This window comes from Loktanella sp. F6476L, assembly GCF_023015725.1.
In the GTDB taxonomy this organism is placed as follows: Bacteria; Pseudomonadota; Alphaproteobacteria; order Rhodobacterales; family Rhodobacteraceae; genus Yoonia.
Window position 1 is genome coordinate 33,234 of the sequence record NZ_JALKAR010000014.1, and the last position, 13,766, is coordinate 46,999.

Genomic DNA, 13,766 nt, shown 5'->3' on the forward strand with positions numbered 1-13,766 from the left:
TAAAGAGCGAGGGCATCATCAGAATGTGGCGTGGGACATGCGTTTATGAAACGCTGAAAGATCGATATGTCCTTGAAACATCGGACCCAAGCCAAAGCGTCGATGCCGCCGCGCATAACCGGCGCGTGTTCGTCGACGCTCTAGGTGGTCGCATGATCATTGAGGGTCCGCTTGAAAATGACCTTTCCGTCGTTGCGAATCCTGCGTTGGTTGCTCGGACAAATGCTGTTCGTACCGATCCGCTTCGACTTGATCTGATCTTGGATCGCCGGTCAGTCTTGCATGATAAAGTCGCTATTCCTGACGGACCCGCCGTTGCGTTTCAAGAGATGCTGTTTGGGTCCGACGTTCAAAGCCTAGAAAGTCCGTTTGATACATCTGCTGACGTTGAGGTCTTCGCACTGATTGACGCCGCTTTGGACCCGATGATGCCAGAGATGTTAGAGGGGTCCGGTTTGGATCATGTCTGCTTGTTTTCCGGCAAAGCCGAGCGGGAGTTGTCAGAGGTGGCACCTTGGCTTGTTAGATTAACGGCCGATCATCCTTTAACCACTGCTTTTCTTGATGTCGCTGCGCCACCCGTCGGTTTATGGCCGTTAGAAAGCGCCGTGTTGTTTTGTAGTCGGATCGGATTGCCTGGATTACGGCGCCACTTGCGCAACTTTACCCGACTTGAGGGCGAGCCGGGTGCGGCGCCTACATATTTTCGATTTTATGCACCATCCGTTTTGCGCAGCCTTTTGTCATCGATGACAGCGGAAGCATCGCAGCAATTGTTTGCTGGCATTGATCGGATGGTGATGCCCGCAGGCAAGACTCCAGCGGAAGCAGTTGTGGTTTCGCGAGGGGCGGTTTGATGCTGGTTGAAACTCAAACGCTGCGAGTGAAACCGCTGGACTTGCAGATGGGGGCGTCCACGCTGCTTACCGTGCCTTCGGCTTTGGAGGAGGTGCTCTTTGGTGATGATGCCTTGCAGACCTACGCCATCGTTGATGCTGCATCGCTGCCCGGATTTGATAGCCCGGATGCCGCAGGAGGGCTCCTGGCTGCTTGTTTGTTTAAAGGCGCCCCCGCGGAGGACCTTGCCGATTGTGCGCCGTATCTCATTGCTCTTGAGCCCGACCATTCGTTCACTCGTGCTTTGTTCACGCGGAGTGAACAGCCTTGGCATTATTGGGATCGGAATGCTGTCATCTTGGTGCAAACAACTGCGCCATTCGAACTTGTCAGAGATCATTTTCGCAGGTTCACTAAGATTCCCGACGACACCGGAGCATGGTTCTTCTTAAGGTTCTTTATGCCCCAGGCAATGGACGCGATCATAGACGGATTGTCCCAATCTGCCGGTCACCTGAGACGGTGGTTTGCCATCGGACGCGAACAACAGGTGTTCCGATACATCGTTCCACGCCCTGATTTGGATGTTGTCCATAGTTATAAGCCACTACAAACCTTAATGCAGGATAAGGGGGCGGTCGCACCTTATCGGTTGGATGCTCAATATGTGATGATCCTTGAGCGCATTAGGGACCTACGATTGGAAGGTCGCCTGATGTCCGCGATCACATATGATTATGCAAATGTGCAGAACTTGTCGGCTGATCAAATCAGGCAAATCGTGAAAGACAGCATTCAGGCCGCACGTGCCGAGGGGCTTAAGACTGAATTGGCAATTGGTCAGTTTGCGGCTGCAGGGTTTATTATGGGTCAGGTCATGACGCCCGCCCATTTATCTCGTGTGGCCGGATATTTAGATCGATCGCGTCATGAGAACATGCGCACAAAAGCGTTATTGAGTTTTGCCGAAACAGTAATCTTGCAACGTGCAAAGGAGGCCGTCTAATGGCTGGTGAGACAGGACAAGGTCTAAATAGTCTTGAGAGCACGGGTGATTCAGAAGAATACTGTAAAGCTTGCGAAAATCCGGCCATCATTCCGATATTTCCGGCACGTATTGCTTGGTCTGATCTCGAAGGTGATGTGAACGGCGACTTTGTCTATCCGACATCGCTAACAGATATGGGCAAAAGCGTCGGCGATGGTTTCTGTCTGCGGTCTCTGCGGGCTGGGGACGTTTATATCTATGATGAAACGAATGACGTTTGGGCTGGATTTATTCATGCACCAAGCAATCGCGCGTCCGCTGGCCTTTATGAACGGTGGGAATGGACGTCTGGGACAGAGCCAAGTGAGGCTTGGACCAAGACCGATGAAAAGCTGGCTTTGCCGTTTGTCCCAGACAATTGCGAAAGTATTTTGATCGCTTTTGGCTCGTACCATTGGAAAACAATGGATAATGTCATCAAGAACAAAGATAGTTTGATGACGAAGGTTCAGGTCACTGCCCCATCAGCCGCAACTTTTTCGGCGCCTTTGACGGACATCGGGAACTACGTCGCTGAGTATGCCGGTGCGGGTGCGATTCACGATACAAATGTCTGGAATGCCCTAAGCGACGTTGGATTTCAGGCGCAAAGCCCGCAGCGTTTGCTTAGCTCTTCTTCTGTCGTGAATGCAAAAGGGACTGCAATCATGGTGGGTTTGCATGACCCGGTTGGGATCGCCCGTGAAATTGCCACAGGTCACGTCAATCGGGTATCGATCCGGTCGCAATATCTGGAAAGCAATGCCTATCCTTTGGCCACGGCCCGTGCCGTTCAGGTTCTGCAAAATACAGCTACAACCCAACTTGCAACGCGTGGCTTGGATAGCCGTACGCGGGACATGTTTACAGAATGGACGACGTCGGTGCGTCCTGAACATGCGACGTTTTTGGCTGAAGCTGAAGCTGAATTGCTTAATTTTGAAACTGTTTTGACGGGTATTCTTGCGGCGTGGGAAAAGTTTTTCTTGATGGGTGAGGCGGACCCTGCTGGCACACCGGGGAGTTTGCAAAATGCCTTACTTTCGTTCCCAGATACTTTGGAAGAACAAGATGAGATCAAAGGTTTAATCGATCTGGCGCAAGCCTCCATTGCCTCACTCAGCGCATCTAAGGCCGGATCATTGAAGATGCGATCAATCGCATTGGCGCGGGGCAAATGGGAGAAGGTTGGCAACCCTGTGGCTGCGGCTATTAAGATTGTCGGCACCAACTTGGGTGGTGGTGGCCTGATTGCAAACCACCGGTTGAGCACCAAAAACGCTGCAGGCAATTTACTTGCCGATCTTGCTATGCCTGCGGCGCTTGAGATTGAGCAGCTGCAGCGGATCGATATGCTGACCGAGGTCAATCAGTTCTCGAACGGGATTTACAACAAGACCGTACGTAAGGTGATGCAACCGATCTCTGATGCCACAGCCGAGATGATGGGGGCACGCCCACGCAGGTCTCAATCGACGTTAATCCAACGCGGACAAACGATTAACCGGGTGAGTGTCCCGGTTGGCGTTTATAAGTTTGATGGCACAATCCATGTGAGTGGCGTGCAAGCTAAATCAGCGCTCGCGCAGGGCGCAAATGGGTTTGGTCTGTTCGCGAACGCGCTGAATATCGTCACACTTACTAGCGGATCAGACCGTAGTCGCATTTCCGGCGGCTTTGGCGCAGTTGCCGCTGATCCCCGGCTAGCGCTTAGTCTGACTGCTGTTGAGACAGCGACCCAGTTGATGGATGCTGGTTACGATGCGTCCACTGGTGGTCGTACTGTCCGGACGTATTTTGTAAACGGACAGTTGAACCGCGCGACCCTGCAAAAGTTGATGCTGGGCAAAGGGCTTGGCGACGATCTTGCTAAATCGGTGATTGATACGAACCGTGTAGCTCAGACTCGTGCGCCCGCCTTGGCGTCATCTCGCGTCATGAGCTGGGTTGGCCGTGTGGCGACATTCGCTGGATTCGCATTGGGTGCCCTGGACTTACTGAACGCAGCTCAGGCGTGGCGGCGCGGCGACACGGTTGGCATGTTGTCAAATCTTGCAATGGGCTTGGGCGCGATCCTATTGACCGCAGGCGGCGCAGCAATGCTTGCTGGATTTACAGGAATCGGGGCGGTCGTCGGTATCGTTCTGATCGTGATCGGGGTGATCCTGTCATTCTTTGTTGACGATCCCACGACCCAGTGGATCAAGGGTGGCTATTGGGGAACAGCGCCCAATTACACCTTTTGGGATGATACCAGAAGGTCAACCTTGACCGCTTCAGCAGCGGAAGCTGGAATTCACGATGCGCAACGTAAGCTTAGCAACGGCGGTAACTCGTCTTATGACATCGCTCGCTACTTCCAACGTGAGATGCAAGAATTCCATGAGATGGTTTATTGGCCTCAGGACACGCGCGACCCCGCAGAAGTAAGAGGGATCAGGACTGTTGGATGGGGTCCATTTGCGCGCAACACATATCTCATGAAGCATCGTCAGTGGACTGACCAGTTTCGGTTCCGCTTGCCAAACTTCATTGATGGTCTTTCCGAATTTGACAGCAGGTTCTTTGTGATCGTGAATGCACCAAACGCTGTCATTCCATTGAGCGAACGTGAGATCACTGATCAAGTGAGAGCAAGCCTTAGACTCGTCAACGCTGCGGAAGGTATCTTTGAAGCCAGTTATACGATCCATATGAGGAACAATACTGACACCAACGTGATGAACGATATCGAGTGGCAGGTTCTTGGTGCCTATATGGTGAAAGGCTGGAAATATGGACCGAAGCCGGACATACAGTTGCCAATGAACTACAATGATCACTGGTTCAGCGGTGCTTGGGATGACGAGACGACAATTGGTGGCCAAAAAGCGATTAGGGTTGGATAGATGCTTGATGATCCTCGGGTGATACAAGCTGCTATCGCTGGCACTATTGCTGCGGCTGTTGGATTTGGTCTTGTTCTGCCTGCCATTCGCAAACTGCCAATGCAGCAATTGCAAAAAAGCAACGACCCGAAACCTGCTGACCCTAAGATTAAAGCTCCGATGGCTTTGGGGTTGTCCAAGTGGCAAAGCGGGGTCGTGGGCCCAAGGGATAAACATCCCGAAGTCATGCCCTATCTTGGAAAACACATCATAGCGCTTGATGATGACCGCGTCGCGGTGCGTGCTGGGGGCGGCACACACCATTGGCGGTTCGTGCTATTTGTGATGATCCTTGCGCCGATCTTGTTTGTTGGTGTCGCATTGGAATTTCAAGAGATTATGCGTTTTGCCTTCAGAGGTGGAAGCTGCGTCACCTATGTTCCGGTAGAAGGTGGTATCGATCCTGTGATGACCCCAGTCTCCAAAACACCTTGGGGCTACGTCACGATGCAATATTGTTATTATGCGCTCATTTTTGATCCGAATTCGCTCCAACAAACACTCGGTGAAAAGGTCTTTGCAGCGACTGATTTCATGCGTTTCCCATTCCTGATCATCGCTTTCGTTGGAATCACAGCTGCTCTATCCATTTTTCGCAAAACACCTCCGCCGCTCGTATTCGATCGGCGGCGCAAACTGGTGTACACCTACCACAACGGACAAGTCTGGGCCGCCCCTTGGGATGGTTTACAGATGCGGACTTTTGTGGGGGCGTTCATTACCACGCCGGCATTTGCTTTGTTCGAAAACGGGACGGGCAGGGGGGCATGGTTCGTTCTTGCCGGCTATCATGCGGGTAAAGAGCTTCGGGCTTGGCGCTTGAACACTCTTGGTCTGAACTGGATGCGTCGGTGGGACGGGATGCGGTGCTGGTTAGTTGTATTCATGGAACAGGGCCGCACAGATTTGCATCCGCAATTTGCAGGCCGTGGTTTCGGCGATCTCATAGCGCCAAGGCAAGCACAGCTTCCGGCGGATATTGACGCTTTGGTGGATCAGTTAGACATGCCAAGTGGGCAAAGAGAAGAGATGAAAAGCTCCATGGCGGCGTTGTTGAGACAGGGCGACCGACGGGTGTTGAGCGCTGAAGACTGCAATTTGAAAGTCGTTGATTAGGGCAAAATCTTACATTTGGGCGACCCAGAAATGATCTTGCCTCCGTGTGAAGTGGAACATCCTAGATAAGCAACCGGTTTTCCATTGATCTGCGACATGGAGGACCCTTGCACGATGACGGCACCACAAGCCGTTTTGTCCCCAACACAAGCTGTTGGCTTGTTGTCGGTCTTCCAATTCGACGCACCGCTGGTGATTGGTGTCACAACTTTGCAAAGAGGGCAGACATGTTTGTCGCCAAGACGGGCAATGGGGAGCATATCGTTTCACTTATTAATTGCGGGTTGTTTCGTTCAATCTCTTTAAGTTTGGCTGCTGAGTTCGCTATTGGCAAGCTTTAGTGCTATTTTTCGGCCAGCCCACTTCTGTCGGCTTTTGCAGGTCAAAAACTCCGGAAGATTATCAATGCGAATTTGTTTGATGTATCCAATCCGCATCAGCCAATAAATCTCATGATCGGTTACCGCTGGTAAGCTAAGCACAAGATGAACAAATTCATCAAAGTACCAGGCCGCCCATTCGTCATCGCCATCTAATGATTCGATAAAGCGATGTCTCAAAGCCGCAAGTTGACGCAAGCGATGCCTTTGACGCAGGGCTTCAATGTGCACCTGTCGCGTTTTAGTGCCGCCCCAAGTGCTCGTTTAAGCCACTTTCCGTTCGAAAGCGACGGGGCCTTTCCAGCATCGTCTTTGCAAACGAACAAAAAAGGCAAGGTGAAGGGGGTGGCAACCAAGTGGGAAATTTGTATCGCGGGCCTTTGCGTCTTTAGGCGGTGTGGTGTCAGAGCAAAGGTTGCATGTAAGGCCCAAGTCTTATGCGCAGTGGTCGTCCGCGTCATAGGTTTGCAGGCGCTGTCCATCCAAGGCCCATTGCACTTCGCTGGCCAGCTGTTGGACCGCAACCCATGCTGCCAAGGCATCGCGATACGCCCCGAACCCCGCATCGGTGGGATTGCATGCTAGTTTTGCGACACGTTGTGCAATGCCGCCGGTTTCAATTTGGTTGGCCAGGACGTCGGCGCAGGGCAATTCCGATTTGAAAGCAGGGTGGGTACCAAAAGCAGCCCGTGTGCGTCGCGCAGCGGCTTGATCGTCACTTCGATTTGTGACGACGCCGACCACATCCTGCGGTTTGTCGATATATTTATCGATCCCTTGCAAGATAAAGCGAGCTTCAAAAGGTCCCGAGGCCGGAGCGAGGATAAGATCAGCGCCGCGGATTGCTTCTAACTGTGCCCGCTCAATGGTTGATTGCGTGTCAATCAACAGGATGTCGAACCCTTCTATCCGCGCCAACGCGATGCAATCGGCAACCTGCTGTCCGGTGCGACAAGGCAGGTAGGTGAGCGCAATACGGTTGATGCTGGTTTTCTGCATGTCGAGCACCCAGTCTAATACTGTGCTGGGACATTGCGTGCGTGGCACAGATCCTGCGTGATCTGTACATTCCATCACGCTGACCTTCTTACCCTGTTCCAGAAACCCGCATGCGAGCGCCAAGACGGTGGTGGTCCGGCCGGAGCCGCCTTTAGGTGAAAAGGTCGTGATGACTTTCATGGGTGCCTCGATAGGTTAAAAAAGATCGCGCATACACATTATAGTTGATAACATTAAAGTATGTAATCGTAAATTTTCGCCGACATGGATATGCGCAAAATCGTCGGTGAAAATGTTGCTCGGATACGGCGCGACAAAGGGCTTACGCAAGAGCAACTCGAAGCGCGTTCCGGTTTCAGTCAGCAATATTTGAGCGGTCTCGAGCGCGGCAGGCGTAACCCGACGATTATCACGCTGTACGAGCTATCGCTTGTGCTCGGCGTGGCTTGTGATGAGTTGGTGCGGCCTCAACGTTAATCCCGGACATCAATGCACGCTGCGGCTCGCGCTCGGTCAAATGATGAACACATTGGTCGTGTTGGGGGGGCGGATCGATGCTGCTGTGCCACGCAAATAAACAAATGCGTGGTGCGGATAGTGACTGATGGCGAAGAGATGCAATGGCTGCGAATTCCGCAAGGCTTGAACGCTTGATTTTCGCCTCAGTCGAAGCCTGCCTGACATTCGCGGCAAGCCCGTTCGCTGGGGGGATGGATATCGCGGACGGTAGTGGCCACAGGATGGAATGCTTGGAGTGGGTCGCGACCGGTAGAAGAGTCCCAGTACAAAGCGGCCTCAGCGTTCGAGAAGTCATCCTAAAACCCAAGTGCTATAATTTGCAGACGGATCGGCACATCTCGGCTTAGTCGCGATTTGATCGCCCCTGCATCCGATCTTCAACGTCGCGGGCGCTGATCGTGGCAAGGATGTTCACCCAAACCAAATTTGTATCACACCCCACATATCCTGTTCGACAAAGAGCCGTTTCGAGGCGCAATATGGCCATGGGCGGCGTGGTGCAGGCTGCACCAGCGTGGTGCAGCTTGCACCAAAACCGGAATTTCTGCTGGTGCAGCCTGCACCAGGAGTCTGTAAGATACTGAAATAAATGCGTAAAAAGCCAACACCACCTCGCGGCCCACTAGTTGGCTGTAAGGCCCTGTTTTTGCTCGCAAAAACGCCTACCGCAGAGAGCTGCATGACGTGTGTAGAAACTTTGAGGTCAGCCGGACCGATCTTTTGACTGGGTAAGGGCGAATATATCCCGCACGAACATTGAGATCCTGCAAAATTGATTGGGCGGGTTCTGTATCCAAGTCATGCCGGCCGTGAAACAAGCGTCACTGAGCGCTGCGGGCTTCATTTGTACGTTACGGGTACCAATGCCAGCAGTTGCGCTTCAGTGAGCTTCGTTTGGGCTCTCAGGCCGATGTGCGCGGTGGCGGTGAGCCTGAGGGCGCGCTGTGTGGCTCTAGCTTCCTATTTTCCTGCTTTGCGTTATCGTTCTGTAAGGCGTTTTGCGGGTCGTCTGTGACAACGCACCCAAACCTGTTTTGAAGGACTGCATCTCGTGGGACAGTCTGTCCCATAAAAATTACACACGTCATGCAGATCTCTGCGACAGGCGTTTTTGTGAGCAAAAACAGGGCCTTACAGCCAACTAGTGGACAGCGAAGTGGTATTGGGTTTTTTCGTAATTATTTCAATTACTTACAGGTGAATGGTGCAGGCTGCACCAGCAGAAATTCCGGTTTTGGTGCAGACTGCAACACGCTGGTGCAGCCTGCACCACGCTGCCCTTGGCCGTATTGCGCCTCAAAACAGCTCCTTGATAAAGTGGAAGCAGGATATGTAGGGTGCAATCCGCAGCATTTTCCGCACTTGTATTGGTTTTAGAGCCAGGAACCGGCATGTTTCGAGTAAATAATGCTTTCCCAGACGGTTTGGTTGTAACTTAGATTGGCTAGCTTCCGCGCTTTACAGTTTAAAACCTATTTGCGCATCCTCATCCGCACGATAATTGAACATAACCCTGATTATTGGTTCTAAAATTGTACGCGGGTGGATTCACAAATGAAGTGCGAATTCTGTATTAAAACAGAACCTTGCATGGAGTTGATCAATGGGACGCTGCTACCCTCACCTGAACCTCGAAGGACGTCGCAAGTTGGCCAAATGGCTTGAAGCGAGAATACCGATCAAAGAGATCGCCGACAATTTGCATCGTGCGCCCTCAACAATCTACCGTGAGATCCGGTGGAATTACTATTCTGATAACGAGCTTCCACAGCTGAATGGCTATCACGCGGTTAATGCATAGGACCAATATGAGAAGCGTCGTGCGGTGCATCGCAAGTTGATCCGGCACCTTGGGATCATGGCTGCTGTCCGCGACGGATTTGATGCCGGATGGTCGCCAGAACAGATCGCTGGACGCATTAAGCTGGAACGCCATCCTATGCGTGTCATTCACGAGACGATTTACGGTTACGCTTTTTCAAACGACGGCCGTGCTGAGAAGTTTTATCGCCACCTGTCTGAACACCGCAGACGTCGCCGGCCACGTGGAACGCGCAAGCATCATTGACGTAGATTCCTTGAGGAATTGGCTATTGCACATCGCCCGGAGGTCATCGCGGATTGCGACGAGTTTGGCCACTGGGAATGCGACTTGGTGATGTTCTGTAAGGAGTTCGGAAAAGCCAAAGTCACATCGCTGGTTGAACGTGTCAGCAGGTTTGCGGTTGTGTTGAAGAATCCGGATCGGCAGCCAAAGCCAGTGATGGAAGATCTAATTGAAAGCCTGTCACCCTTCTCTCAAATGTACGCCGGTCGAAAACATTTGATCGGGGTACTGAGTTCACGGCATGGAAACATCTCAAAGCCGGTATTGGTGCCGATCCTTGGTTCTGTGACCCCCAATCTCCTTGGCAAAAGGGTACGGTTGCAAACACCAACAACCGCCTGCGCCGCTATCAATGGATGGCAAAGGACGCTTCCTCGACAACATATTCGTCGAGCGGCTGTGGCGGTCGTTGAAATATGAATGCGTCTACCTGCATGGTAACCGCGCCATTGGCACCGCCTGCCTGAACTTGGCACTTTGATCTAAGACACGTGTTTAATGACGTCCTTAGCGACGTCTCTTATGCGGGGTCTGTAATGCGTGGCGAAATACTTGGAGCTGAGCGGCGGCGTTTCTGGCATGACGATGACAAGCTGGAGATTGTTATGTCGGTTTGTGTCGACGGTGCGAGCGTGACCCAGGTGGCGCAGCGCCATGAGATTAGACGCCAACAAATTTATGCTTGGCGGCATGATCTGAAGAAGAAAGGGCTTTGGTCGCCTGAGGGTGGCGCTCTTTTTTATCCGATGGACATTCCGGTTCAGGTTACGGTTCCCGCGCCGCAGCTGCCGGTTCCAGAAGCGCCTCCGCCGACTGCAATTGAATTGCGTCTGCGAGGTGATCGCTATTTGCACTTTGACAGCACACTGGATCCGGCTGCGCTGACCCGCTTGATCCGAGCGGTAGACGCGGCGTGATTGGTCCGGGAACCGGGGTTCGGGTTTATCTGGCTTGTGGCGTCACGGATATGAGGAAGGGCATCGCGGGCCTTTCGACGCTGGCGCAGGATGTGTTGCGCCAGAAACCGACGGGTGGTGCGGTATTCGCTTTCCGTGGGCGGCGCGGTGATCGGCTGAAGTTGCTTTATTGGGATGGCCAAGGGTTTTGTCGCTACTACAAAGTCTTGGAGCGTGGTCGCTTCCCCTGGCCGAATGCTGCGGATGGGTCGATGCGGTTGACATCAGCACAGCTCGCGATGCTGTGGGAGGGGATCGACTGGCGGCGTCCGGATTGGGGTGCTCCGCCAGCGCGTGTGGGGTAATTCTACGCTCGAATTATCGTTATTTATATGGTGCTTGAGCCTAATTTTTGGTAGTCAGACGCATGTCGAAGCCTACTGAAAACCTCTCCAATGATCCCGCCGAATTGAGGGCGATGATCGCCGCTTTGCAGGCAGAGAATGCCCAAATTGCAGCTGAAAACGCCAAGATGTCGGCGACGCTACGGGTCCATGACCAGCTGGTTCAGGCGCTTCGTCTGCGGATTGCCAAGTTGCAGAAACTGGCTTTTGGTAAATCCTCGGAAAAGATTGAACGCGAGATCGAACAGTTGGAACTGGCGCTCGAAGACTTGTTGGTTGCGGTGGCCGAAGACGATGACGCGCCGATTGACGAGGGGCTGAATGAGCCTATCCCAGAGGAACCTTCTGTGCCTGCTTTGCGCCGCCGCCCACGTGTGTCTGATGCGACCCTGCGCGAGCGCCGTGAACTTGATCCTGGCACATGCTGTCCTGACTGTGGCGGTGACTTACGTGTGGTGGGTGAGGATGTCAGCGAGTTGCTGGACATGATCGCGGCGCAGATGAAGGTGGTTCAGATCGCCCGCATCAAGAAGTCCTGCCGTCGCTGCGAGAAGATGGTGCAAGAGCCCGCGCCAAGCCGTCCGATCCCGGGCAGCATGGCAGGCCCAAACTTGCTGGCGCATGTGCTGGTGTCGAAGTTTGACGATCACCTTCCCTTGTATCGTCAGCACGAGATATTTGCCCGCATGGGTGCGGACATTCCTGAAAGCACGCTTGTCGGTTGGTGTGGGCGCGCCATGAAAACACTGTCGCCGCTGATTGAGCGGATCGAGGCGGACATCATGGGCAGCGATCTGCTGCACGCTGACGATACACCGATCCGGGTGCTGGATCGTTCAAGACGCGACAAGGGACTTGGTAAAGGGGTCAAGCAAGGCAGGATCTGGGCCTATGTACGTGACCAACGACCATGGGCGGGGGCATCTTCACCCGGTGCAGTCTATCGGTTCGCACCGAACTGGAAGGAAGAGCATGTCCTGAGCCATCTGGCTGAAGCCCGTGGCATCCTGCAGGCCGATGGTTACAAGGGCTATGCAAAATTATACGAGCCCGAAGCCAATGGTGTGCCGCGTTTACGCGAAGCGGCTTGCTGGGCCCATCTGCGGCGTGACTTCCATGATTTTTGGACATCGACAAAATCCGAGATCGCCCGCGAGGCGCTCGACCGGATCGGCAAGCTCTACGACATTGAGCGTGACATCAATGGCCAGCCCGCTGACGTCCGCGGTACGGCGCGTCAAAAGCTGAGCCAGCCAAAGGTCTCCGCCTTCTTCGCTTGGTCCGAACAGCAGCTTCTGCGCATTCCCGGCAAAAGCGATCTGGCCAAAGCCTTCAGGTATGGATTGAGCCGCCAAAAGGCCTTCAGCCTGTTCCTGTCCGATGGCCGCGTCGCCATCGACAACAACCCAGCCGAGCGCGCCCTGCGCCCAATTGGAATCGGCAGGAAAAATTGGCTGATTGCAGGAGCCGACACCGGCGCGGAAACCTTGGCGCGGGCCATGACGGTTATCGAAACGGCCAAGCTCAACAGCCTCGACCCGCAAGCCTATCTCGCCGACATCCTGAACCGCATCCACGATCACAAGATCAATCGGCTGGATGAGTTGCTGCCGTGGAACTGGACACCACTTAACGCTGCCCATTCAGAGGCCGCCTGATGGCTGCGGTGACCCATGTCCGCACCATCGACTACGTCGCTAAAATGCTGGGCGAGGATGTCGAACTTCTTGAAGCGATCATCTCTAACGACGATAATCTGACATATGGCAACATCGTCAGCGTCTATGCCGGTGCCGACGAAACCGTCACTGCACTGACCGACGACGGCATCGAGGAGCTGAAGCAGATGATCCGCGACGCCCGTATGACCACCGCACTCTGGCATGAGTTCCTTGAAGACTTCGTCGATGATGCTGAATTGGTCGCGCGCATCAAGGCCAAAACAACGCGGTAACAATGGGGCGGTTACCCTGCATGCTTGGGAAGCCGGATTAGAGGCGAAGGCAGGCGTCAGAAAGTGGGTCGACTTCTACAATCACAAATGCCCGCATTCCGCCCTTGGCGGCAAACCACCTGCTGTGACCTACTGGCAGCGAATTGAAACAACCAACCCCGATCAGCAGGTGCGAAAAGTAGCTTAAATTACGCCGTGTCCTGTCCAGATATTGGGGAGTAGCTCAGAAGAGCGGATGTATTACCTCGTTTGCAACAGAAAGTGTAAGCGCTCACACTCGCCTACCCGCAAATGCATGCCGCTCCACATTAGGAGTTATCCTAGTACCGAATTTACAGTATGGCGGCACCTAAAGACTGCATCGGCGGTAGTTCTGTAGTCCGCCATTACGGCAGCAAAAGAACCATTTGAAAACAGTGACCACTGCCTCTGCCAAGCAACGCCGTTCACAAATCGATATTTGAAGTTGATTTGCGGCCCTCACAATGCGCGGAAAGTCTAGGGTGAAGCGCCTCATACTCATCCAAGTCTAAAACACGAAGTCATCTGAACTCAGGTCGCCCAGCTGAACGCCAACAAGCGTAATGCTGTTCACGCCAT

11 protein-coding genes and 2 pseudogenes are annotated in these 13,766 nt (G+C 53.4%); 11 read left to right on the forward strand and 2 right to left on the reverse strand.

Annotated elements, in window-relative coordinates:
• The first annotated feature begins 23 nt into the window (after positions 1-23).
• Genes MWU61_RS17945 through MWU61_RS17960 form a run of 4 tightly spaced genes read left to right on the forward strand, consistent with a single transcriptional unit; the run spans position 24 to position 5,907 of the window.
• Positions 24-857 carry a DUF4123 domain-containing protein gene (locus tag MWU61_RS17945; protein WP_247129846.1) on the forward strand — a complete coding sequence of 278 codons (834 nt, stop codon included), beginning with the start codon at positions 24-26 and terminating at the stop codon, positions 855-857.
• Positions 857-1,843 carry a DUF4123 domain-containing protein gene (locus MWU61_RS17950; protein WP_247129847.1) on the forward strand — a complete coding sequence of 329 codons (987 nt, stop codon included), beginning with the start codon at positions 857-859 and terminating at the stop codon, positions 1,841-1,843. The genes MWU61_RS17945 and MWU61_RS17950 overlap by 1 nt, the downstream gene beginning before the upstream one ends.
• Positions 1,843-4,752, forward strand: a complete 2,910-nt coding sequence (locus MWU61_RS17955) for a toxin VasX (protein ID WP_247129848.1) — start codon at positions 1,843-1,845, stop codon at positions 4,750-4,752. Before MWU61_RS17950 ends, MWU61_RS17955 begins: the two co-directional genes overlap by 1 nt.
• A complete protein-coding gene (locus MWU61_RS17960; protein WP_247129849.1) occupies positions 4,753-5,907 on the forward strand; it encodes a hypothetical protein in 1,155 nt (384 codons plus the stop codon).
• A 302-nt stretch (positions 5,908-6,209) separates the two neighbouring features.
• Here MWU61_RS17960 and MWU61_RS17965 read toward each other — a convergent pair whose 3' ends face one another.
• Complete coding sequence (locus tag MWU61_RS17965) at positions 6,210-6,485, reverse strand: hypothetical protein (protein WP_247129850.1); 276 nt, start codon at positions 6,483-6,485, stop codon at positions 6,210-6,212.
• Between the two features lie 237 nt (positions 6,486-6,722).
• The gene (locus MWU61_RS17970) at positions 6,723-7,466 is read right to left on the reverse strand and encodes a ParA family protein (protein WP_247129851.1); all 744 of its coding nucleotides are present in this window, start codon (positions 7,464-7,466) and stop codon (positions 6,723-6,725) included.
• 90 nt (positions 7,467-7,556) lie between these two features.
• On the opposite strand from MWU61_RS17970, the gene MWU61_RS17975 reads away from it, so the two are divergent.
• From MWU61_RS17975 to MWU61_RS18005, 7 genes and pseudogenes are all read left to right on the forward strand, one after another.
• Positions 7,557-7,763 carry a helix-turn-helix transcriptional regulator gene (locus tag MWU61_RS17975; RefSeq protein WP_247129852.1) on the forward strand — a complete coding sequence of 69 codons (207 nt, stop codon included), beginning with the start codon at positions 7,557-7,559 and terminating at the stop codon, positions 7,761-7,763.
• Positions 7,764-9,408: 1,645 nt separating this feature from the next.
• Positions 9,409-10,262, forward strand: a pseudogene (locus MWU61_RS17980) (IS30 family transposase); the annotation flags it as partial.
• A 186-nt stretch (positions 10,263-10,448) separates the two neighbouring features.
• On the forward strand, positions 10,449-10,829 hold the full coding sequence (locus tag MWU61_RS17985) for a transposase (RefSeq protein ID WP_247129853.1): 381 nt from the start codon (positions 10,449-10,451) through the stop codon (positions 10,827-10,829).
• On the forward strand, positions 10,826-11,173 hold the full coding sequence (tnpB, locus tag MWU61_RS17990; RefSeq protein ID WP_348645606.1) for an IS66 family insertion sequence element accessory protein TnpB: 348 nt from the start codon (positions 10,826-10,828) through the stop codon (positions 11,171-11,173). Before MWU61_RS17985 ends, tnpB begins: the two co-directional genes overlap by 4 nt.
• A gap of 62 nt (positions 11,174-11,235) precedes the next feature.
• A complete protein-coding gene (locus tag MWU61_RS17995; RefSeq protein ID WP_247129855.1) occupies positions 11,236-12,870 on the forward strand; it encodes an IS66 family transposase in 1,635 nt (544 codons plus the stop codon).
• Positions 12,870-13,166 (forward strand): hypothetical protein, encoded by a 297-nt coding sequence (locus MWU61_RS18000; protein WP_247129856.1) that lies wholly within the window; start codon positions 12,870-12,872, stop codon positions 13,164-13,166. The genes MWU61_RS17995 and MWU61_RS18000 overlap by 1 nt, the downstream gene beginning before the upstream one ends.
• Before the next feature lie 16 nt (positions 13,167-13,182).
• Positions 13,183-13,353 (forward strand): annotated as a pseudogene (locus MWU61_RS18005) (integrase core domain-containing protein); the annotation flags it as partial.
• Positions 13,354-13,766: the final 413 nt, after the last annotated feature.

Excerpts from the sequence above, each read along its gene's own strand:
- MWU61_RS17945 (WP_247129846.1), top strand. The coding sequence starts at position 24 with ATGTGGCGTGGGACATGCGTTTATGAAACGCTGAAAGATCGATATGTC.
- MWU61_RS17950 (WP_247129847.1), top strand. The coding sequence starts at position 857 with ATGCTGGTTGAAACTCAAACGCTGCGAGTGAAACCGCTGGACTTGCAG.
- MWU61_RS17955 (WP_247129848.1), top strand. The coding sequence starts at position 1,843 with ATGGCTGGTGAGACAGGACAAGGTCTAAATAGTCTTGAGAGCACGGGT.
- MWU61_RS17960 (WP_247129849.1), top strand. The coding sequence starts at position 4,753 with ATGCTTGATGATCCTCGGGTGATACAAGCTGCTATCGCTGGCACTATT.
- MWU61_RS17970 (WP_247129851.1), bottom strand. The coding sequence starts at position 7,466 with ATGAAAGTCATCACGACCTTTTCACCTAAAGGCGGCTCCGGCCGGACC.
- MWU61_RS17975 (WP_247129852.1), top strand. The coding sequence starts at position 7,557 with ATGCGCAAAATCGTCGGTGAAAATGTTGCTCGGATACGGCGCGACAAA.
- MWU61_RS17985 (WP_247129853.1), top strand. The coding sequence starts at position 10,449 with ATGCGTGGCGAAATACTTGGAGCTGAGCGGCGGCGTTTCTGGCATGAC.
- MWU61_RS17995 (WP_247129855.1), top strand. The coding sequence starts at position 11,236 with ATGTCGAAGCCTACTGAAAACCTCTCCAATGATCCCGCCGAATTGAGG.
- MWU61_RS18000 (WP_247129856.1), top strand. The coding sequence starts at position 12,870 with ATGGCTGCGGTGACCCATGTCCGCACCATCGACTACGTCGCTAAAATG.